A 19,997-nucleotide genomic window follows, 5' to 3' on the forward strand; every position below is an offset into this window, starting at 1 on the left:
AACTTAATATTAATTACGCGCCCCGTCAGACCGGCACGGCCATCTTCTTCGTTCCGAAGATCGACTGCCAGCTTTCGATCTCCTCGACCACGACATCGCTCATCGCGTGGGCGAGGTCGACGAAGTCGCCATAGCTGGTGTCGCGCTCGTTGCCGTCGATGAGCAAGTCGACCCGCCGCCGCAAGCGGTCGAGCTTGGTCGCCGAGACGTCGGAAATGGCCGCGAAGCGCTCGAAATCGCCGAAATAGCGGATGCCGGCAAAGGCTGCGCCAAGCGTCGGGAAAGCGACGCCGAGGAAGGTCAGCGGCTTGCTGAAGGCATAGGGCACCGATTTCGGGATCACTCCGAGCGCTGCGAAAAGCTCCATCAGGAGGAACCCGCCAACCGAGATGATGGCGAGCACGAAGAGCACTTCGGACACGCGGTCGAGATTGTGGTGGACCTTCTCCAACCGCTCGACCTTGCCGCGATGATAGTCGCGCTGGCCGACGAGATAGGGCCGCAGCACCTTCTTCGCATGTTCGCGCAGATAGGCGTGGGTCAGCTTCATCTCCGGGATGCCCGGCGCCATGGTCCGGGCACGCGCGTCGAGTTCGGGCCACTGCGCATCGCGCGACTTGGGCCAGCGGCCGATCGGGCGGGTACAGCCGAGCGAGAGCATCATCGGCGCATGGCGCAGATATTCCGCCACGCGCCGCGTGCCGAACCAGCGGCGGTGCCAGTTGCCGCGCGTGCCCGCGATGGTGATCAGCACGATCAGGATCAGCAGCAGGAATTCGAGCAGGGCGAAGGGCCATTTCCACTCCGCTCCGACCAGCGGGAGATAGGCGACGCCGCCGACGATCGCTGCTGCCGACAGGATGAAGCTCGCGACCATTCCGCCGCGATAGGCATCGGAAAGGTAAGTCGCGATCCCGTCGGCGAGAGCGAAATGCGGGATTACGTCGCGCCCGACCTCGTGGACGAATGCCTTGTCCGCGCCGGGGAGGTTTTCCAGCTCGACCAGCATCGGGCCGAGGCTTCCGCTCTCGATATTGCGCGGGTCCTCGTAGCGTTGGACGAGCGAGCGAAACGGCCGCCCGTCACCGCCGAACAGCGCCTCGATCCGGCGATAGGCGTGGAACCGGCGTGCCGAGAAGGGGCGCCAGGCACCGTGCTCGAGATGGTCCGAGGCATCCGCCATCGCCGCCCAGGCCTCTTCGGTGCTCTGCGCGATGGCTTCGACGATCAGGTCCTGCCCGCTATCCGCAGGCGTCTCGAGCGCGGCAACGAGGTCGGCCGGGTCGGCCAGCATCTGCATCGAGGAGGGATTGCGCGCATCGATCCACACGACCGGCACTTCGGCGACGAGCGCCTGATTGATCGTGTCGCGCGTGCCGCCGAGCGCACTGGGAGACGAGCCGTCCCATACCGCGACCAGCACGTCGCTCATCTCGACCGTCACCGTGCTCGCCGCGCGCGAGCGGTCGGAAATCAGCAGCATCACGTCCTGCGCCGCGCGCGATCCGGGGGCGACGTGGGGCAGCTTCGCCAGCCCTTCGAGGACGAGCGCATCCTGGTCGGCAAGCTCGAAACAGGCGGCCCTGTCGCCGAGCGCTTTCAGGCGGTGGTATTCGCGCCGTGCCACCTCGTCTTCCGGCTCGGCGCCCGCCGCGACGCGGTGGACCTCTTCCGGCGAGAGGCCGGGCGTGTTGAGCGCAAGGTTAATCTGGCGCCCGAACGGCAGCGGTGCGAGCAGCTTCCAGCCCAATGCCAGTGCGCGCTCGGCCGACATCATGTCGGTCCCATGCGCAAGATTGGTCATCAGGCGGAAGGTCGGGGCATCCGGCCCGTTCCCGCCGAGCCGTTCGTGCAGGGCTGCAAGGAGGTTGTCGATCGCCTGTTCGATCGCAGAGGCATTGGCATCGAAGGCGGCATTGCCTTCGCGGTGCCCGGTCACGCCGAGTTGCAGTATGCGGGGTGCATGCTGCGGATGGCCCCCCTCCTGTTCCATGGCTGTTGGTGTAGCACGCAAGTCACGCGTGGCAATGCGCGACTATTGGCCTAGTCGGTTTCAAGAATTCGGCCCGAACGCGCCGTTCGTTTCGCCCGGTCGATCCACGAGCGATAGTAACCGACATCGACATAGGCGCCCGGCGTACCGACCAGCCCGCATCCCGGCCCGAAGGAAACCAGCCCGATGAGCCGCCCGCCCTTGTCCGAAGGCTGCGCGATCGGGCCGCCGCTGTCGCCCTTGCAGCTCCCCTGGCCGTCGGTGGATCCGGCGCATAGCTGCCCAGGCCGAATGCGATAACCCCGCGCTTTATAATGCCGGTCGTTGTTGCATTGCGCATCGGGCAGGAGCTTCATGTCGGCATATTGCAGCTGCGAGCTGACACGTTGGAAGCTGCCGGTGCGGTCGCGCGCATCGCCGGCATTGAACGTCTCGCCGCCGAAGCCCCAGCCGAAGACTTCGAGATCGCTCCCCTGCGGCACGACATTGCCGCCGCGCGGGGCCGGACGTGCAGCGGGAATGCCGCTCGGTGTCTGCTTGAGGCGCAGGAGCGCGATGTCGTCGCTCGCCTTCGCAGACACGAAATCCTCGTGCATCACCACGGCATCGATTTCGAATATCGTGCCGCCGGAATAGATCGAATGCGAGCCGAGGCGAATGCGCCGACCATCGAAAAACGCCTCCTCGCGCGTCTCCCAGCCCTTGATGCAATGCGCGGCGGTCAGCACCCATCGCTCGCCGATATAGGCACCGCCGCAGACATGCGCATGCTCCCAAACGGGCAGGACGATGCCGTATGTTTCGCGGTCGGTCCGGCGCTGGCGCGGGGTGCGGAAAGAAGCGAGGCTGTCGCCGGAACGAAGCAACTGCGCTTGCCACGGGGCCATATAGTTCTTCGCCGGCTTTCCGTGTGTGATCCGGTTGGCCTGCTTGTTCCATTCGCGCAGGAACGTCTCGGTCTCGGGCAGGCACTCGGTTTCGCAATACCGATCGAAGGACCGGAACAGCATCGTATGGCGCACTTCGGCCAGCGGCGCCGCCATCAGATACTCCGTCAGGAACGGCCAGCGCTCCGGTTTCTTGGCGCCGATGGCCCGGGCGAGCAGGACCCGTTCGGCATCGCTCATGCCCTCGACCAGCTGGATGAAGGCGCCCCGTGCCTCCGGCGGCATTTCGACCAGCCGCACGGCAAGGAGGCCGCGGTCGCCGACATCCTGTTGCAAAGAGAAGTGTGTGAAGGCCGCAAGCTGCTCGGGCGACAGGGTCTCGAGCCACGCCTCGACCGGCGCGAGCTCGTCCGGATGCAATTCCTGCGCAATGAAAGAAACGAGCGGCTCGTCGGAAATCTGCCCGGTCGCGGCATCGGACCAGAGCATGGCGGGCGCGCCGGCGAGCATCGCGCAGGCGGCCAGCGACAAGGAAACGCGGCGCAGGCGAGTCATCGGTTGGGAAGCGATGCGGGCGGGCTCTTGCTGCCCGCCCGCACACGCTCAAGCCGGCTTAACGAATGACGCCGTTGCCGCGCTCGTCTTCTTCTTCGGCCATCGCTTCGGCCTCGGCATCGCCTTCGGCGGCAGCGCCTTCCTCTGCCATTTCTTCCATGGCGCCTTCTTCGGCCATCGCTTCGCCTTCGGGCGCAGCAGCCTCTTCGACGACTTCGTCGGTCGGCTCTACTGCTTCCTCAGCCGGCTCTGCACATGCAGCGAGCGCCAGCGCAGGCGCGGAAGCGAAAAGAACGATCTTCCTCATCAAGAATTCCCCCATATTGGACTCGGATCAACTGAGGCCGAGCGAGGCGGAGACTGCCTCAAAGCGCGGTTCTTGTCGAATCGGCGCAAGTAAAGGGTCGGTCAGCATCAGTGTGAGGCCGCTGTCGCCTGCCGCCCGGCCCGCTTCGAGCGCGGCGAGCGCCTCGTCCTCGCGGCCGAACTGCACCAGCACCTGCGCCTGCTGGTAGAAGCTGTTGTCGCCGTAGCTTTCGACGAGCTCGGCGAGCGCGGCATCGCCCGCTTCCTCGCCCTCGACGACCCTCGCGGCAATCGCAAGGCCGGGCAGGCGCAAGATGTCCATCGGCTCCGCCTCGTAGCGCGCCTTGGCCGTCTCGATATCGCCTTGCAGATAGGCAATGTCGCCGAGGAAGCGGTTCGCGCTGCCGATCTCCGGGTTGAGCGCGAGTGCGCGGTTCGCCGCACGCGTCGCTGCTTCGTAGTCGCCTGCCGCGAACTCGATAACCATTTCGGTCCTGAAGACGCCGGGGTTGAGCGGGTCGAGCCGCTCGGCGCGTTTCACCGCCTCGCGCCCCTTCTCGAAATCGCCGACCTGCGAAGCGTAGATGCCGTACTGGTTGAGCACGGTCGCATTGCCGAACCCCAGTTCGAAACTGCGATCGTAGGGCTGGCGCGCACCCGCCATGTCGAGCCGCGCATTGGCCAACACGAGGCCGAGCGCCGCGTGCCCCTCTGCCAGCTCCGGCGCGCTTTCCACCGCACGGCGGGCTGCCGCGAGCGCCTCGTCGTAATAGGCGGCAAGATCCTTGCCCTTGGCATAGGCGCTGCCGATCACGGTGAGCACGCGGGCGCGCGCGGCATGGGCCGCCGCGTAATCCGGGTCGAGTTCGATCGCCTGTTCGAACGCAGCCAGCGCCTGCCGGTCGGTCTCCTCGCTTGCTGCCAGCTCGTACAGCGCAACACCGCGCAGATAGGCATCGAGCGCATCGGCGCTGCTCGTCCCGCCGACCCGTTCGGTTCCGGCCCGCGCGTCTTCACCGATTGCCGAGACAAGCGAATCCACCACCAGCGCGGCAATCTCGCTCTGCACGTCGAGCACGTTGTCGAGCGCGCGCTCGAAGGTTTCGCCCCATGCCTCGAACCCGCTGCCGCCTTCGATCAGCCGGACGCTGACGCGCAGCTGCTCCTCGGTCCGGCGCACGCTGCCTTCGAGGATGTGCGAGACGCCGAGAGCCTGGGCGATCTCCATCGCGGTTTCCTCGCCGTCGCGGAAGCTGTTGGTCGAGGTCTGGGCCGCGACCGCGATGCGGCGATTGAGGCTGAGCGTATTGCGCAATTCCTCGGCGAGGCCGTCGGAGAAATAGGCCTGTTCGGGATCGGCGCTGAGGTTCTCGAACGGCATGACGGCGATGCTGCTGCCATCCGCGCCGCCACCTCCGAATATGCCGCCGCGCCAGGCAAGCACCCCGGCTGCGCCCAGCGCCACTACGCCCGAGCCTGCAAGGATCGCGCGCCGACTTATCCCGCCCTGTTTTCCTGCCGAAGCGGGCCGAAATGTCAGTTCGGTGCCGGGCTCTTTCGCGACATGTTCGATCGCATGCAGCAGCTCGGTGAATTGCGGTTCGCTGGACCCGCCCTTCCAGCCGGAGAAATCGATATATTGCACCTGCCGGAAACCGAGCGGCGGCTCCGTCCCGTCGAGCGAGACCGACACCATGCAGCCCCGGTCGCGCCCGCGCGTCGCCTCGTCGCGCACCCAATGGCTCTCGATCGAATCCCCGCTCCATAGAACGACCACGGCATTCGCGGTCTCGAGCGCGGCCTCGGTCGTCTGTGCATAGCGGTCGCCCCCGGCAAGCAGGCCGTCCCACCAGACCGAGATGCCCTTGTCCTCGAGCGTCTCGATAATCGAAACCGCCCGCTCGCGATCGCCGCGTCGATAGCTGACGAACGCGGTCACCTGATCCGAAGAGGAAGTATCGCTGTCCACCCCGCCGTCCCCTAGCTGGTCGAGGCGAGTGTGACGCGGCTGCGCTCGAAGCGCAAGCAAATGGATGGATTGGAGAAAGTGGCGCACCCGACAGGATTACTTCGCCGCCCGATGGCGGCTTCGTCATCTGCGCGCCTGCGGCGCTCCGATCCCGAACGAGGTGCGTAGCGCCATGATACGCCAAGGGGGCGGCCCTCTTGCGAAGACCGCCCCCTTGGCGCACCCGACAGGATTCGAACCTGTGGCCTCTGCCTTCGGAGGGCAGCGCTCTATCCAGCTGAGCTACGGGTGCGTGTGCCTTGAGCGCGCGGCGTCTAGCAAAGCGGCATGGGGCTTGCCAGCAAAAAGCCAAGCGCGTTCACCGCGCGAGAGAAACCCGCCGACCGGTTAGCAATTTGGCAAGGCTCGTTAACCTAGAGTGTGAATCATGGCACAGGATGCACTCCAGACGACGGAGCCGAAGGGCGCGCAGGAGCGGGGATCGCAGGTCGCGCGGCAGTGGGCCGCGGTGCAGGATGCTGCCTCGGCGGTTGCGATGATTGCCGGGGTCGAGGCGGATGCGCCGAGCTCCAGGTCGCGCAATTTTGCCGCCTCGGTCGCAGCTGCGGGCGGCGATCGCCAGCGGCTCGCCGAAAATGCGCTGTCCGATATCGCTGCCGTCCTCCAGCCGGGCCTTGCCGCCCTGCTCGCGGTCAACGCGCGCGGACAGGATGCAGCCGCACCGGCGCTTGCCTTGTGGCGCGAATATTGCGCATCGCGCGACGCGCTGCTGTCGCTCGTTCCCGAGGTCGGCAGCCGGATGGGACCGCGTCGCTCGGCCTGACCGGGTGCAATCCCGAACTCGCTCACTCTTGACGAAGTTCCTGCTATGTTCCATCGCGGGGGCATGAGCAGCGCCGCGTCCCTTTCTTCCGATTCCGCTATCGCCCCCGACGCTGCCGCCGTGGCGCGCGGCATCACGCGTATGTTCGCGCGCAACGATATCTGGGTGCTGCCGGAAATGCCGCTGCGCAACGGGCGGCGGGCCGACCTGATGGGGGTCGATGCCAAGGGCCGCATCGTCATCGTCGAGATCAAGGTGAGCCGCGCGGACCTGCTCGGCGACGGCAAGTGGCCCGACTATCTCGATTATTGCGACCGCTTCTACTGGGGCCTCCCGCCCGAGCTCGACCGCGCCCCGCTCGAGGGCGAGGATTTCCAGCCAGATTGCTGCGGGATCATCGTCGCCGACGGGTATGACGCGGAAATCCTCCGCCCCGCGCCGAGCCACCCGCTCGCCGCAGCCCGCCGCAAGGTGGAGGTCGAACGGCTCGCCCGGGCAGCCCTGCGCCGCCTTGCCGTCTCGTCCGACGAGGAATGCTCGTCCTGGGGTCCGCGCGGCGAGATGTGAGCAGCCCCTCGAAATGGGGTGACGCGCCGCGCCGGCTTGCGGCATAAGGCGCGTGATGACGGGAGCCATCATTCTTTCCGCGCTGGCGATGACGCTGATCGTCGCCCTGCGCTATCTCGCGACCAGCGGGCTGTTCGCCTGGCTGACCGCGCGCCTGCGCCCGGGCTTCTACGATCGCCTCGGCCCGCAGATGAAGCGCGAGATTGGCTGGTCGCTCGCCTCGGCCGCGATCTACGGCGTACCGGCCGGTATCGTCGCCTGGGGCTGGCAGGAATTCGGCTGGACGAGGATCTACACCGACTGGAGCGCCTTTCCACTGTGGTACGCGCCGCTCTCGCTGTTCCTCTACCTCTTCGCGCACGATACCTGGTTCTACTGGACGCATCGCTGGATGCACCTCCCGAAACCTTTCCGTATCGCCCATGCCGTCCACCATGCCAGCCGCCCGCCGACCGCCTGGGCGGCGATGAGTTTCCACCCTGTCGAGGCAATCACCGGCGCGGTGGTCATCCCGGCGCTCGTCTTCCTCGTCCCGATCCATGTCGCCATGCTCGGCGCCGTGCTCGCCATCATGACGATCATGGGCGTGACCAATCACATGGGGTGGGAGATCTTTCCCCGTGCCATCGTTCATTCGCGGTTGGGAAACTGGCTGATAACGGCTAGCCATCACCAGCGTCATCACGAGAGTTACCGATGCAATTACGGACTGTACTTCAGGTTCTGGGATCGCCTGTGCGGAACGGATCGCGGGCTGGCCGACGCCTATCGCAAGTAGGGCTGCTGGCCCTTGCGGCCATCGCCCTGCCGGCCAACTCGGCGGCGAGCAGTTCGTCGATCAAGGTCACCGTGACCGAGCTGCGCAACACCAAGGGCGTGGTGCGCGCCTGCCTGACCCCCGATCCCGACGATTTCCCGAAATGCGAAAAGGGCGAGACCGCGCACAGCGTGGTCGTCCCGGCCGGCGAGACCGTGACGCTCACCTTCGAAAATGTGCGTCCGGGCCGCTACGCCATCGCGCTGCTGCATGACGAGAACAACAACAACAAGGCCGACCGCGCCTTGCTGATGATGCCCAAGGAAGGTTTCGGCTTCTCCCGCGACGCCAAGGTGCGCATGGGGCCGCCGAAATTCGATGCGGCTGCGATCGACGTGCCCGCCGGGGCTTCGCGCCAGACTATCCGCATGCGCTACATGCTGTGACGTCAAAGGCGACGCGCTGACGTCGCCGCGCAGCGGGCCTCGTGCCAATCGCACTTAACGGGATGTTTACTACGCGTCTCCACAAGGGAGCCCTGAAATTGTTTCAAGGGGGCTCCACGAGTCATGGATACGCTGCGCGGAAATTTCGGATCGTACGATTCGGCAGACGACGAGCGCGACTGGGATAGCGGCGAGGACGAAACCGGCCGCGAACCGCCTCCCGCCGCCATCGGCAGTGACGAGCGCCGCATGCAGGTGCGCGCCTACAACCACTGGGCGAGCCTGCTTGAAGACCGCGCATTTCCCTCGATCGAAGACCTCGACCCCGAATCGCTGCCCGATTTCGGGCCGTACAGTGTGCTGCTCGACTTCACCGCAGGCATCGAAGACCCGGCGATCCAGTATCTCGGCGAGACCCTGGCCGAGGAATGCGGCACCGATGTCGAGATCTCGCAGCTCTCGGACGTGCCCAGCCGCTCGCTGCTGAGCCGCATCACCGACCATTACATGCAGATTCTCGCCAACCAGGCTCCGATCGGCTTCGAGGCCGAATTCGTGAACCAGCGCGAGGCGACCATCCTCTATCGCGGCATCCTGCTGCCCTATTCGAGCGATGGCGAGACGATCGATTTCATCTACGGCGTGATCAACTGGAAGGAAATGGCCGACCAGATGACCACGGACGAGCTGCTGCTCGAAATCGACCAGGCGCTCGACGAGGCCCCGGTCGAAGATGCGCCGCTGCCCTCGGCTGCCGAGGAAGACGTGGGCGACGACTGGGCCGACGGCCCGGGTTCGTCCTTCGGCGCCGACGAGATCAGCGATATCGCTTCGCCGCCGAGCGAAGAGGAAACCGACAGCGCATTCCCCGCACCGGCATTCGGCGTTTCGGCAGGCGATTTCGCCGCCAACGACGAGGAATTTGCCGCCGAGGATGACGACGATTGGGCCATCGTCGATCCGAACGAGGAACCGGGCGACGACCTGACCGAAGACGGTATCCCCGATGACGAACTCGCTGCGGATGACGAAGACGTCGTCTCGCGCCTGTCCTCGCTCATCCAGCCGCGCACCAATGTGACGATCGACTGGGACGACGAGGATGAGGAAGAGCCGACCATCACCGCTGCTCCGGGTTCGCCCCTGATGCAGAAGAAGCAGGCGCTTCCGCCGCTCGAGGAATCGGATTTCGAGACGCAGGATTACGCTGCCGACGAACCGGTCGAGCAGGCTGTCGAAGAACCCGCCGAGGAAACGGTCGAACCGTTCGACCTCGTCGAGGAATTCGAGGAAGCCCCGGCTGTCGAAGACATCGCCGAAGACATTTTCGAAGACTTGGCCGAAGAACCGGTCGCGGAAGAAGTCGAATTCGACGCGAATGCATTCGCCGATGATGTCGCCGAGGAGGAAACTCCGGTCGTCTCCATCGACGAAACGAGCGACGCTACCGGCCTCTACGATTGCCTCGCCGAAGCGCGCGAACTCGCGCAGGCGGCCCGCAATTCGGAAGACCGCACCCGCTCGGCGCTCTATGCCGCCGTCGGCCGGGCCTACGACGTCAGCCTCGCTGCCGAGGAAGACCCGGAAGAATTCGCCGAACTGGTCGAGGAAAACGGCCTCACCGTGCAGGACCGCGCGCCGATGACCCCGGTCGTCAAGCTCGTCTTCGGTGCAGACTACGACAAGACGCGTCTCGCAGAATACGCCACCGTACTCGCCCATGCGCGCCGCAACGACGTCGGCCGCGGCGAGCTTGCCGGCTACCTCGCTTCGGCGGAAGGCGGGCTCAAGGGTGTCGTCCAGGCGGAACGCCGCCTGCGCCGCGAGGAACAGGGCAAGGAAGTCGACCCGGTCGATGCCGTTCGCCCCTCGCTCGCGCGCCAGCTGCGCAAGATCGAAGGCACCGGTTTCGATGCGATCGATCCGCAGGGCGAGGAATTCGGCGTGGTGATGATCCGCCGCCTTACCACCGGCGAGATCGTCGTGCTCGGCGAGGTGTCGGACGCCGTCAAGCTGGTCGAAAAGGTCGGCCGCGAAGTCCTTTCGCGCCGCGAGGACTGAGCGCTCCCTTTCGGGAAATCGGAACTTTCGGGCGTCTTGCGGGCTTGACCTGCATGACCCCGGCAATTGCGAGTTCCCATGCCCTTCCGGCCTGACAAGCCCGTTCGCGTCCAACCCTATTTCGGATACCGCAGCGACTCCCGCCTCGTGCTGAGCGCGCGCGCATTGCGCTCGGCCGATCCGCGCTTCGAAGCCAAGGGTCGTTGGCAGGCTTTCCGCACCATGCTGTCGCAGTTCGCCTCGCACGAGGAAATCGGCGTCCGCGTCACGCTCGAATACGAGAGCGCGAGCGGTACGGTGCACCGCGAACATGCCGAAACCGATACCGAGGGTTTCGTCCACTTCGACCTCGACCTGCCTGCCGAGCCCCTGCCCGAGCGCACCGCGTGGGACGTGGTCGCCCTGAAATGGGAAAACGCCGAGGGGCCGCGCTCGATCGAGGGTTATGTCCTCGCGCCTTCGCGCAAGGCGGGCATCGCGGTCATTTCCGACATCGACGACACGATCATCGAGACCGGCATTACCGGTAATTTGCGCTCGGTCCTGCGCAACTGGAACCGGGTGCTGGCGCAAATGCCGGAGGAACGGCTGCACGTGCCCGGGGCCGATGCCTTCTACGGCGCGCTCGGCGGCGGCAGGGTCGGGCGTGATACGCCGGAGGCGCGCGGCGAGCAGCTGCCCGCAACGCACCGCCCGTTCTTCTACGTCTCCTCGAGCCCGTGGAACCTTTTTTCCTACCTCGTTGCCTTCAAGCGCCAGCGCGGCCTGCCGCTCGGCCCGATCAAGCTGCGCGACTGGGGTCTCAATCGCGAGACCTTCGGCTCCTCGAGCCACGGTTCGCACAAGCGCGAGGCAATCGATTCGATCCTCGATCTCTATCCCGACATGCGCTTCGCCTTGATCGGCGATGACACCCAGGGCGACCTGACGGCATTCGGCAAGATCGCGGTCGAAATGCCCGAGCGCATCGCCGCCGTCTTCATCCGCCAGGCGGGCGAGGCCCTGTCCGCGGAGGAAGAGGCAGCGCGCGAGGCGATCCGCGGGGCGGGCGTGCCGCTATGGATGGGCGACGACTATTCGACAGGCGAAGCATTCCTCGCCGAAGCGGGCCTTGCGCACGATGCGGATGCGAAAGCGGTTGTCGAGACGGTCGAAAAACGCGATGTGCCCGCCGCATGAGCAAACAGGGGCGCAGGAAAATGTGGCTCGCAATCGTCAGCGTCGCACTCGTCGTGGTCGCAGGCTTCATTGGCCTGCAGGTCGCGATCGCGCGCAATGGCCCGGCGGTGGTCGATACGGTCGACCGGATCAGCGGCGGCGGGCGCGGGGTGGCACAGGCGCATAAGGCGAGCTTCGGCCCGTCGGACGCGCAAAAGCTGATCGTATATGCGCCCGAGCAGGCAGATGAACCGCTGCCGGTCATCATCTTCAGCCACGGCGGCAGTTGGCGCAGCGGCGATCCCGACGACTACGGCTTCCTTGCGCGCGGGTTGGTGCCTGAAGGCTTTGTGGTCGTGCTCGCCGGATACCGGCTGCACCCGGAAGCGGTGTTCCCCGCCATGCTCGAAGACACCGCGTCCACCATCGCGTGGACGCGCGACAATATCGCCCGCTACGGCGGCGATCCCGACGCGATCTTTCTCGCAGGCCACTCGGCAGGCGCATACAATGTGGTGATGACCACGCTCGACCCGCAATGGCTCGCCGCCGAGGGGCTGGACGACGATGCAGTGCGCGGTGTCATCGGACTGGCGGGGCCATATGATTTCTACCCCTTCGACGGCGAAGCGACCCGCGCCAGCTTCGGCGATGCCGAAAATGCCGAAACGAGCACCCAGCCGATCGCCTTCGCGCGCGGCGATGCACCGCCGATGCTGCTGATGTCGGGCGAAAGCGATGCCGTCGTGCGCCCGCGCAACAGCCGCGTTCTGGCCGAACGGATCGAGGAGCTCGGAGGCCGGGCGGAAACGCTCTTTTTCGAAGAGACCGACCATTACGACATCCTCCTGCGCACCGCGAGCCCGTGGCGGCGCGATGCGCGCGTGATCGCGGCGATCCGCGATTTCGCCAAGCCCCTCGCAAGCCGCTCGCCCGCACCGGCAGCGGCGGAAACTTCAGTTCCGGTTCAGGCGCAAACGCGCTAGCACTGCAGGCCGATGCGCCTCTTTGCCCACATCCTGTCGTTCATCGCTTGCGTCACGCTGGTCGCCCAGCCGGTCGCCGCGCAATCCATCCTGCGCGATGCGGAAACCGAGGCGCTGCTCAATGAGATGGCCGCGCCGCTGGTCGAGGCCGCCGGGCTCGAACCCGCCAACGTCGATATCGTGCTGGTCAACGATCCTTCGATCAACGCCTTCGTCGCCGGCGGGCAGGTGGTCTATATCCACGCAGGCCTGATCGATGCGGCCGATACGGCGAACGAAGTGCAGGGCGTGATCGCGCACGAGCTGGGCCATATCACCGGCGGCCATATCATCCGTTCGAGCGAAGGGATCGGTGCGGCGACCAACATCACCATCCTCTCGCTTCTCCTCGGCATCGGCGCCGCGCTGGCGGGCGCTCCGGGCGAAGCGGCAGCAGGGATTTTCTCCGCCGGGCAGCGCGCCGCGATCGGCAAGTATCTCGCCTTCAGCCGCGTGCAGGAATCGAGTGCCGACGCCGCCGGGGCGGAATATCTCTCGCTCGCAGGGATTTCGGGGCGCGGTTCGCTCGAGTTCTTCAAGAAACTGCAGAACCAGGAATTCCGCTACGGCTACAGCCAGGACGACGATCAGGCATTCGTCCGCACCCACCCGCTCTCGGGCGACCGCATTGCGACGCTGCGCGAAAGCTACGTCAAGGACCCGGCGTGGGACGCGCCGGACGATCCCGTGCTGCAGGCCAAGTTCGAGCGGGTGAAGGCCAAGCTCTTCGGCTACACCTCGCAGCCCGCGCGCACATTGCAGGTCTATCCCGAGCGGCGCACCGACGTGCCCGCGCGCTATGCACGCGCCTACGCCTTTCACAAGAACGCGCTGATCGACGAAGCGCTGAGCGAGGCCGATGCCCTGCTCGCGCTCGATCCCGACGATCCCTATTTCCTCGAGCTCAAGGGACAGGTCCTGCTCGAATCCGGCCGGCCCGCTGAAGCGCTCGAGCCGCTGCGCCGCGCGACCGAGCTGACCCGCTCGCAGCCGCTCATCGCATCGATGTTCGGCCATGCGCTGATTGCCACCGAGGACGAGACCCATTTCGACGAGGCCGAGCGCGTGTTGCGCGCAGCGGTTGCGCGCGACCGGCTCAACCCCTTCGCGTGGTACCAGCTGGGCGTGGTCTATGCGAGCAAGGGCGACATGCCCCGCGCGCGGCTCGCGTCTGCCGAACAGCAGGTCATGACGCGCCAGTATGCCGCTGCGCTCGCCAGCGCGCAGTTCGCCGAAGTCGGACTGCCCAAGGGTTCGCCCGACTGGATCAGGGCGCAGGATATCGCGCTGGAGGCACGCGCCGCGCTTGAACGGCTGCGGGACGAACGCTAGCCCTTGGCAATGACCGACTGGAAATCGCACATTCTCACAGGGTCTATCGCCCTGATTTTCGGCTTCATCGGGGCTGCCATCTGGCAGTTCAGCGGGATCGGCGACACGCGCACCCGCGCCTTCCTGATCGACAATCCGGACATCCTGCCCGAAATGGCCGAAGCCTACGATCGCCAGCAGGCGGCAGAGCGGCTGGCGAGCGTGGAACAGGACGTGGTGCAGCCATTCCCCGGCGCGATCCTCGGCAATCCCGACGGCGACGTGACGCTGGTCGAGTTCTCCGATTACGGCTGCACCTATTGCCGGATGAGCCGGCCCGACATCGACGCGCTGATCGCGGAAAACCCCGATCTCAAGGTCGTCGTGCGCGAATGGCCGATCTTCCAGGGCAGCGACGGCGCGGCCAAGCTCGCGCTGGCTGCCGCGCAGCAGGGCAAGTTCGCCCAGTTCCACGACGTGATGTTCAGCCTCGGCTCGCCGACGCCGGAGAACATGGCGCAAGCCGCCGCGATCGTCGAACTCGACATGGAAAAGGCGCAGGCCGCGATGGAATCGCAGGATGTCGAGCTGGAACTCGCCCGCAACCTCGGTCTCGCGCGCCAGCTCGGTTTCGCCGGGACACCCAGCTTCATCATCGGCAACCGCGTGTATGAAGGCGCGGTCGGCAAGGAATTGCTGCAGGAGGCGATCTCCGAAGCGCGCGGATCGTGATCGCATCGCTTGCCGCCCTTGCGCTCGCTTCGGCCAGCGCGCCAACGTCTGGCGAAACGGCGGCCGAGCCGGCATTCGCCCAATCCTTCGAGGCCCTGCAGGCCCTGGACCGGCGGGTCCACGCGATCGGCTGGCGCCTGCGCGAAGGCAACGCGGCCTACTGCGACTACCGGACCAACGACACCGGCCTGCTGCTGCAGGATGCGCGCGCCTTCGGCAGCCCCGCTGCGGTGAAGGCGCTGCTCGGCCTGCGAGGCGACATCTTCGTGCAAGCAATCGCGCCCGGTTCGCCTGCAGCCGACACGCCGATCGCCGCCGGGACAACGCTCGAGAGGATCGAGGATCGCTCGGTCACCGGTTTTGCCTGGGACGAGGAGAAGCCCTGGGCCCGGCTGGCTCAAATCAACGAATTCATCGGCCCGCTTCGCCGCAGCGGATCGCTCGCGCTGGTCTTTGCAGGGTCTGACGAAGCGGTGATCGTGAAGACGCGCCCGGCCTGCGTGACGCAATTCGAAGTGGTTTCCGGCAGCGACGATGTCGGGGCTGACGGGCAGCGGGTGCGGATTGGGCGCGACTTTCCCGGCCTCGCCTACCCGGAAGACGAACTTGCCGCCGCGCTCGCGCACGAGTTTGCGCACAATGTCCTGCGCCACCCTCAGATCCTGTCCGTAAACGGCCGCAAACGGCGCGCCGTGCGCGAGACCGAGCGCGAGGCGGACCGGCTCATGCCGTGGCTGCTGGTCAATGCCGGCTACGAGCCCGAGGCCGCATCGCGCTTCATGCGCCGCTGGGGGCCGAAACATTCGGGCGGGCTGCTGCGCAAGCGCACCCACGACGGGTGGGACGAGCGTGTCGAGCTGATCGACGCGGAAATCGCTGTTCTGAAGCGCGTCCTCGCGGAAGAAGGGCGCGCCGACTGGCGGCACTTCTTCACGCGGGAGGCACAGCGCGAAAAGCGCTAGGCGTTACGCTTCCTCGTCTTCCTTGACGTACATCGAAGACAGCGGCTTCTCGAACACGCGGCGCACCATCGGTTCGAAGAATTCGAGCGGTTCGCTCTCGTAATCCGGATCGAATGCGGCCTGGTCGTATTTCTCGCAGAATTCCGCGCAGGCATCGAAATACGGATGGTCCTCGAACTTGTCGCGCAGGTTCCGGTCCATGCCGAGGTGGTGGAAGTAGTAGTAGCCCTGGAATGCGCCGTGGTTCTGGCAGATCCAGTGCTCTTCCTCCGTCACGAAGGGCTTGAGGATCGCCGCGGCGACGTCGGGGTGGTTGTAGGTGCCCAGCGTATCGCCGATGTCGTGCAGCAGCGCCATCACCACATAACGCTCACCCCGGCCGTCGCGATAGGCGCGAGTCGCGGTCTGCAGCGAGTGCTCGAGCCGGCAAACCGGGAAGCCGCCGAAATCGCCTTCGAGCAGCTTGAGATGCTTCAGCACGCGGTCCGCAAGTCCTTCTGCGAAGGCGAAATATTCCTTCGAAATGATCTGCCAGTCCTCGGCAGTACCTTCCTTCATTTCGCGAAACTTCGCATGCTCTCGTGCGCTGTGAAGTTCCTCGGCAGTCATGTCGTTCATTGCACTCTCCCTATCGCACGCAGGATACCGCAAGCCGCAGGCCGAGTAAAACCTATGTGACGCGGGCGCGGAAATTGGGCTAAGGACCAAGGCGATGGCCATGTTGCCCTTCCGACCCACGCCGTTCTTCGCGCAGAAGAACCGGGCGTTCTGGAACCTCCAGCTCGGGGGTTGGGGCGGTGTGTTCCTGCTGCGCACCATGTCGGCCTTCGCGAACGGGCAGCCGTGGGATTTCCTGCTCGTGATCCTCATCACGACGATTACCGGCTTTTCGATCAGCCTCGTGCTGTCGGTCGGCTATCGCCAGCTGATCAACCGCCGCCCGCTCGTCACCTGGGGCGCGACCGCGATCATCCTCGCCTTCGCGGTGAGCCTCTACGCCTTTATCGACAGCTGGGTGCTCGACCTCTACCGGCCCGACAGCGAGGCGGGTTTCGCCCAGCGCTTCTTCGGCCTGTTCTTCGTCGACCTGACGCTGCTCGGCGCGTGGTCGGCGCTGTACTACGCGATCAATTTCTTCCTCCAGGTGGAGGAGCAGGCCGACCGGCTCGAGCGGCTCGAGGCGCAGGCCACCAGCGCGCAGCTCGCCATGCTGCGCTACCAGCTGAACCCGCATTTCCTGTTCAATACGCTCAATTCGATCAGCACGCTGGTCCTGCTCAAGCAGACCGAGCCGGCGAACGCGATGCTCACCCGCCTGTCCAGCTTCCTGCGGCACACGCTCGTCACCCAGCCGGGCGGCAAGGTCACGCTCGCGCAGGAAGTCGAGACGCTGAAGCTCTATCTCGGGATTGAGAAGATGCGTTTCGAGGAGCGGCTGCGGACCGATTTCCAGATCGACGAGGATGCCGCCAAGGCGTGCCTGCCGGCCATGCTGCTCCAGCCGCTGGTCGAGAATGCGATCAAATACGCCGTCTCGCCGCAGGAAGAAGGCGCGCGCATCAGCCTGTCGGCGCGCATCGTCGGACAGCGGCTGCGCATCGCCGTTTCCGATACCGGGCCGGGCATGCAGTCGGATAACCGCGGCCAGACGCTACCCGATGCGATTACCGGCAGCGACTCGGTTTCGACCGGCGTCGGCCTCGCCAATATCCGCGACCGGCTTGCACAGGCCTATGGCGATGACCACCTATTCGAAATACGCAGCCCCGCGCGCGGCGGTTTCACGGTGATCATCGAATTGCCGTTCGAGGAAGCGGAAGAAAACCCTTCACCCGGCGCCGCGCCGACCCCCGTCACGGACCAGACCGTAGCGCCGCTGCTGCCCCCTGCGACGGCGCGCCATCCGATTGGAACTTGAAATGACTATTCGCACCATCATCGTCGACGACGAGAAACTGGCCATCCAGGGCCTGCAGCTGAGGCTCGAGCCGTTCGAGGACGTGGAGGTGATCGACACCTGCGCCAACGGGCGCGAGGCGATCCGCAAGATCAAGACGCTCAAGCCCGACCTCGTCTTCCTCGACATCCAGATGCCCGGCTTCGACGGGTTTTCGGTGGTGAAGGGCATCATGGAGATCGAGCCGCCGCTGATCGTCTTCGTCACCGCCTTCCAGGAACACGCGATCCGCGCGTTCGAGGCCAATGCGGTGAACTACCTCATGAAGCCGGTCGACGAGGACAAGCTCGCCGACACGATCGAGCGCGTGCGCCAGCGTATCGCGGAGAAGAAGTCCGCCGAGGAAGCCGAGAAGCTGATGAACGTGCTGACCGAAGTCGCGCCCGATGCGGCGGAGGAATTCTCCGAAGGCGACGGCGAAAGCAGCGAACGCTACGAGAAGCTCATCAACGTCAAGGATCGCGGCCAGATCTTTCGCGTCGAAACCGACTCGATCGAACATATCGAGGCGGCGGGCGACTACATGTGTATCTACACCGGCGACAATTCGCTGATCCTGCGCGAGACGATGAAGGATCTCGAACGCCGCCTCGACCCGCGCAAGTTCCAGCGCGTCCACCGTTCGACCATCGTGAACCTCGACCAGGTCCGGCAGGTGAAGCCGCACACCAATGGCGAATGCTTCCTCGTGCTGGATTCCGGTGCCGAGGTAAAGGTGAGCAGGTCCTACCGCGACGTGGTCGCGCGTTTCGTGCATTGATGGTTTGCGAAGCCGCATCCGCGGCTTCGTCCTCGCTAGATGTGCAGCAAGCTGTACCCGCTGCGGGCGGGCGCCCTTGCGGACCCTGCGGGTCCGTCTAGAGAGTAAGCTATGACTTTTACTCTCAATGGTTTCGACCTCGAGGCTTTCGTTCGCGACACGCTGGCCGAGGATCTGGGCGAGGGGCTGCCCGGTGGCGGCAAAGACGTTACTTCCGAAAGCGTGATACCCGCCGATGCGCGGTTTTCCGGCGTCATGGACAGCCGCGACCCGATCGTCGTCGCGGGACTTCCGGTGGCCGAGGCGTTCTTCCGCGCGCTCGATCCGGGCATGACCATCGAACTGCTGGTCGAGGAGGGCGAATCCGTAGCGCCGGGCACCGACCTGATGCGGCTCGAGGGCAATGCGCGCGCGATGCTCACCGCCGAACGCAGCGCGCTCAACACCGTCCAGCACCTCTCCGGCATCGCGACCATGGTGCGCGAATATGTCCTTGCGATGGACAATCCCGACTGTACGCTGCTCGACACGCGCAAGACCATTCCCGGCCTGCGCCCTCTCGAGAAATACGCCGTGCGCATGGGCGGGGGCAGCAACCACCGCATGGGGCTGTGGGATGCCGCGATGATCAAGGACAACCACGTGCTCGTCGCCGGATCGGTCGGCGAAGCGGTGCGCCGCGCGGTCGATGCGGGAGTGAAGGACATCATCTGCGAAGTCGACCGGCTCGACCAGATCGAACCTGCGCTCGAGGCCGGGGCGACCCGCCTGCTGCTCGACAATATGGACCCGCCCACCCTGCGCGAGGCCGTCGCCATCGTCGCTGCGCGCGTGCCGACCGAGGCGAGCGGCGGAATCAATCTCGACACGATCGAGGCGAAAGCGGCGACCGGGGTCGATTACGTTTCCGTCGGCAGGCTCACCCAGAGCGCGCCCGCGGCCGACATCGGACTGGATTTCACGCCGCTATGATCGAGCGCGCGGTACGGAGCGGCGGCGCGCTCCTGTTCTTCCTTCTCGCCTTCGCCCTTCCGGCTACCGCAAATGCGCAGGCCTACCAGTGCCGCATGCCTGCGAGCATTGCCGTCCCGCAAGTGCGGCCCGATGCTCCTGCGCGCCAGCTTCCGGTCACCGGCTACACGCTCGCGATCAGCTGGAGCCCGGAGTTCTGCAAGGGCCGCGAAGGACAGGCGCGTCACCGCACGCAATGTTCGGGAAGGAACGGTCGCTTCGGCTTCGTCGTGCACGGGTTGTGGCCGGAAAGCCGGGGCAGCTGGCCGCAGTGGTGCCCGACCGCCGGCCGCCTGACCCCTGCCGAAACGCGGCGCAACATGTGCATGAGCCCGTCCGCCGCGCTGCTCGCGCGCCAGTGGGCGAAGCACGGCAGCTGCATGACGCGCCGCCCGGACACCTATTTCAAGGTCACGCGCATCCTGTGGGACTCGCTGCGCTTTCCGGAGATGGAGCGCCTCTCGCGCGAGGACGAGCTCACCGCCGGCCGCCTGCGCGAACGTTTCGTCGCAGCGAACAAGGGCTGGCGCGCCGATGCGGTCGGCCTCAAGCTCAACCGGCGCGGCTGGCTGCACGAAATCCGCCTGTGCTACGACAAGCGCTTCCGCCCGACCCGCTGCGACGCGGCGCGCTACGGCGCGAAGGACGGCGCGCAGCTGAAGATCTGGCGCGGGCTGTAAGCGGTGGACCTGAAGACACTCGGCGATAGCATTGCGC

19 protein-coding genes and 1 tRNA gene are annotated in these 19,997 nt (G+C 65.8%); 14 read left to right on the top strand and 6 right to left on the bottom strand.

Translation table 11 applies throughout. The features are described from left to right. Window positions 1–25 precede the first annotated feature (25 nt). The 5 genes from EO245_RS02045 to EO245_RS02065 all read right to left on the bottom strand — a co-directional run bounded on the left by EO245_RS02045 (window position 26) and on the right by EO245_RS02065 (window position 6,002). The gene (locus EO245_RS02045; protein WP_128891366.1) at window positions 26–1,993 is read right to left on the bottom strand and encodes a hypothetical protein; all 1,968 of its coding nucleotides are present in this window, start codon (window positions 1,991–1,993) and stop codon (window positions 26–28) included. A gap of 50 nt (window positions 1,994–2,043) precedes the next feature. Next, window positions 2,044–3,435 (bottom strand): serine protease, encoded by a 1,392-nt coding sequence (locus EO245_RS02050; protein WP_128891367.1) that lies wholly within the window; start codon window positions 3,433–3,435, stop codon window positions 2,044–2,046. A gap of 58 nt (window positions 3,436–3,493) precedes the next feature. Further along, window positions 3,494–3,742 (bottom strand): hypothetical protein, encoded by a 249-nt coding sequence (locus tag EO245_RS02055; protein ID WP_128891368.1) that lies wholly within the window; start codon window positions 3,740–3,742, stop codon window positions 3,494–3,496. Between the two features lie 27 nt (window positions 3,743–3,769). Then, window positions 3,770–5,710, bottom strand: coding sequence for a TIR domain-containing protein (locus tag EO245_RS02060; RefSeq protein ID WP_164931246.1), 1,941 nt, complete (start codon window positions 5,708–5,710; stop codon window positions 3,770–3,772). A 215-nt stretch (window positions 5,711–5,925) separates the two neighbouring features. Then, window positions 5,926–6,002 (bottom strand) — tRNA-Arg (locus EO245_RS02065). A 135-nt stretch (window positions 6,003–6,137) separates the two neighbouring features. On the opposite strand from EO245_RS02065, the gene EO245_RS02070 reads away from it, so the two are divergent. The 10 genes from EO245_RS02070 (at window position 6,138) to EO245_RS02115 (ending at window position 15,552) form a co-directional block, all read left to right on the top strand. Beyond that, entirely contained in the window at window positions 6,138–6,533 is a 396-nt protein-coding gene (locus EO245_RS02070) for a hypothetical protein (RefSeq protein ID WP_128891370.1), read from the top strand. A 63-nt stretch (window positions 6,534–6,596) separates the two neighbouring features. Continuing rightward, window positions 6,597–7,100: an MmcB family DNA repair protein gene (locus EO245_RS02075; RefSeq protein WP_128891371.1), complete on the top strand. Its 504-nt coding sequence runs from the start codon at window positions 6,597–6,599 to the stop codon at window positions 7,098–7,100. Between the two features lie 55 nt (window positions 7,101–7,155). Beyond that, window positions 7,156–7,878: a sterol desaturase family protein gene (locus tag EO245_RS02080; protein ID WP_128891372.1), complete on the top strand. Its 723-nt coding sequence runs from the start codon at window positions 7,156–7,158 to the stop codon at window positions 7,876–7,878. A 71-nt stretch (window positions 7,879–7,949) separates the two neighbouring features. Beyond that, complete coding sequence (locus EO245_RS02085; RefSeq protein ID WP_370246168.1) at window positions 7,950–8,303, top strand: DUF2141 domain-containing protein; 354 nt, start codon at window positions 7,950–7,952, stop codon at window positions 8,301–8,303. 123 nt (window positions 8,304–8,426) lie between these two features. Next, a complete protein-coding gene (locus EO245_RS13570; protein WP_128891374.1) occupies window positions 8,427–10,364 on the top strand; it encodes a hypothetical protein in 1,938 nt (645 codons plus the stop codon). Between the two features lie 78 nt (window positions 10,365–10,442). Beyond that, window positions 10,443–11,543 (top strand): phosphatase domain-containing protein, encoded by a 1,101-nt coding sequence (locus EO245_RS02095; RefSeq protein WP_128891375.1) that lies wholly within the window; start codon window positions 10,443–10,445, stop codon window positions 11,541–11,543. Further along, window positions 11,540–12,508, top strand: coding sequence for an alpha/beta hydrolase (locus EO245_RS02100; protein ID WP_234026933.1), 969 nt, complete (start codon window positions 11,540–11,542; stop codon window positions 12,506–12,508). Before EO245_RS02095 ends, EO245_RS02100 begins: the two co-directional genes overlap by 4 nt. Before the next feature lie 12 nt (window positions 12,509–12,520). Next, window positions 12,521–13,879, top strand: a complete 1,359-nt coding sequence (locus EO245_RS02105; protein WP_128891376.1) for a M48 family metalloprotease — start codon at window positions 12,521–12,523, stop codon at window positions 13,877–13,879. Between the two features lie 9 nt (window positions 13,880–13,888). Then, window positions 13,889–14,590 (top strand): thioredoxin domain-containing protein, encoded by a 702-nt coding sequence (locus tag EO245_RS02110; RefSeq protein WP_128891377.1) that lies wholly within the window; start codon window positions 13,889–13,891, stop codon window positions 14,588–14,590. Continuing rightward, window positions 14,587–15,552, top strand: coding sequence for a hypothetical protein (locus tag EO245_RS02115; protein ID WP_128891378.1), 966 nt, complete (start codon window positions 14,587–14,589; stop codon window positions 15,550–15,552). Before EO245_RS02110 ends, EO245_RS02115 begins: the two co-directional genes overlap by 4 nt. A gap of 3 nt (window positions 15,553–15,555) precedes the next feature. Here EO245_RS02115 and EO245_RS02120 read toward each other — a convergent pair whose 3' ends face one another. Continuing rightward, on the bottom strand, window positions 15,556–16,170 hold the full coding sequence (locus tag EO245_RS02120; protein ID WP_234026934.1) for an HD domain-containing protein: 615 nt from the start codon (window positions 16,168–16,170) through the stop codon (window positions 15,556–15,558). 94 nt (window positions 16,171–16,264) lie between these two features. Between EO245_RS02120 and EO245_RS02125 the strand changes: the two genes are divergently transcribed. From EO245_RS02125 to EO245_RS02140, 4 genes are all read left to right on the top strand, one after another. Further along, window positions 16,265–17,470 carry a sensor histidine kinase gene (locus tag EO245_RS02125; RefSeq protein WP_128891379.1) on the top strand — a complete coding sequence of 402 codons (1,206 nt, stop codon included), beginning with the start codon at window positions 16,265–16,267 and terminating at the stop codon, window positions 17,468–17,470. Between the two features lies 1 nt (window position 17,471). Beyond that, window positions 17,472–18,269 (top strand): LytTR family DNA-binding domain-containing protein, encoded by a 798-nt coding sequence (locus tag EO245_RS02130; protein ID WP_128891380.1) that lies wholly within the window; start codon window positions 17,472–17,474, stop codon window positions 18,267–18,269. Between the two features lie 111 nt (window positions 18,270–18,380). Then, a complete protein-coding gene (gene nadC, locus EO245_RS02135; RefSeq protein ID WP_128891381.1) occupies window positions 18,381–19,241 on the top strand; it encodes a carboxylating nicotinate-nucleotide diphosphorylase in 861 nt (286 codons plus the stop codon). Continuing rightward, window positions 19,238–19,960, top strand: a complete 723-nt coding sequence (locus tag EO245_RS02140; protein WP_128891382.1) for a ribonuclease T — start codon at window positions 19,238–19,240, stop codon at window positions 19,958–19,960. The genes nadC and EO245_RS02140 overlap by 4 nt, the downstream gene beginning before the upstream one ends. Window positions 19,961–19,997: the final 37 nt, after the last annotated feature.

The sequence above is a fragment of the Erythrobacter sp. HKB08 genome, from assembly GCF_004114695.1.
Lineage (GTDB): Bacteria > Pseudomonadota > Alphaproteobacteria > Sphingomonadales > Sphingomonadaceae > Parerythrobacter_A.

Coding starts and splice junctions, on each gene's coding strand:
- EO245_RS02130 (WP_128891380.1), top strand. CDS start 17,472: ATGACTATTCGCACCATCATCGTCGACGACGAGAAACTGGCCATCCAG.
- EO245_RS02070 (WP_128891370.1), top strand. CDS start 6,138: ATGGCACAGGATGCACTCCAGACGACGGAGCCGAAGGGCGCGCAGGAG.
- EO245_RS02080 (WP_128891372.1), top strand. CDS start 7,156: ATGACGGGAGCCATCATTCTTTCCGCGCTGGCGATGACGCTGATCGTC.
- EO245_RS02075 (WP_128891371.1), top strand. CDS start 6,597: ATGAGCAGCGCCGCGTCCCTTTCTTCCGATTCCGCTATCGCCCCCGAC.
- EO245_RS02055 (WP_128891368.1), bottom strand. CDS start 3,742: ATGAGGAAGATCGTTCTTTTCGCTTCCGCGCCTGCGCTGGCGCTCGCT.
- EO245_RS02125 (WP_128891379.1), top strand. CDS start 16,265: ATGGCCATGTTGCCCTTCCGACCCACGCCGTTCTTCGCGCAGAAGAAC.
- EO245_RS02110 (WP_128891377.1), top strand. CDS start 13,889: ATGACCGACTGGAAATCGCACATTCTCACAGGGTCTATCGCCCTGATT.
- EO245_RS02045 (WP_128891366.1), bottom strand. CDS start 1,993: ATGGAACAGGAGGGGGGCCATCCGCAGCATGCACCCCGCATACTGCAA.
- EO245_RS02140 (WP_128891382.1), top strand. CDS start 19,238: ATGATCGAGCGCGCGGTACGGAGCGGCGGCGCGCTCCTGTTCTTCCTT.
- EO245_RS02120 (WP_234026934.1), bottom strand. CDS start 16,170: ATGAACGACATGACTGCCGAGGAACTTCACAGCGCACGAGAGCATGCG.
- EO245_RS13570 (WP_128891374.1), top strand. CDS start 8,427: ATGGATACGCTGCGCGGAAATTTCGGATCGTACGATTCGGCAGACGAC.
- EO245_RS02095 (WP_128891375.1), top strand. CDS start 10,443: ATGCCCTTCCGGCCTGACAAGCCCGTTCGCGTCCAACCCTATTTCGGA.
- EO245_RS02050 (WP_128891367.1), bottom strand. CDS start 3,435: ATGACTCGCCTGCGCCGCGTTTCCTTGTCGCTGGCCGCCTGCGCGATG.
- nadC (WP_128891381.1), top strand. CDS start 18,381: ATGACTTTTACTCTCAATGGTTTCGACCTCGAGGCTTTCGTTCGCGAC.
- EO245_RS02105 (WP_128891376.1), top strand. CDS start 12,521: ATGCGCCTCTTTGCCCACATCCTGTCGTTCATCGCTTGCGTCACGCTG.
- EO245_RS02100 (WP_234026933.1), top strand. CDS start 11,540: ATGAGCAAACAGGGGCGCAGGAAAATGTGGCTCGCAATCGTCAGCGTC.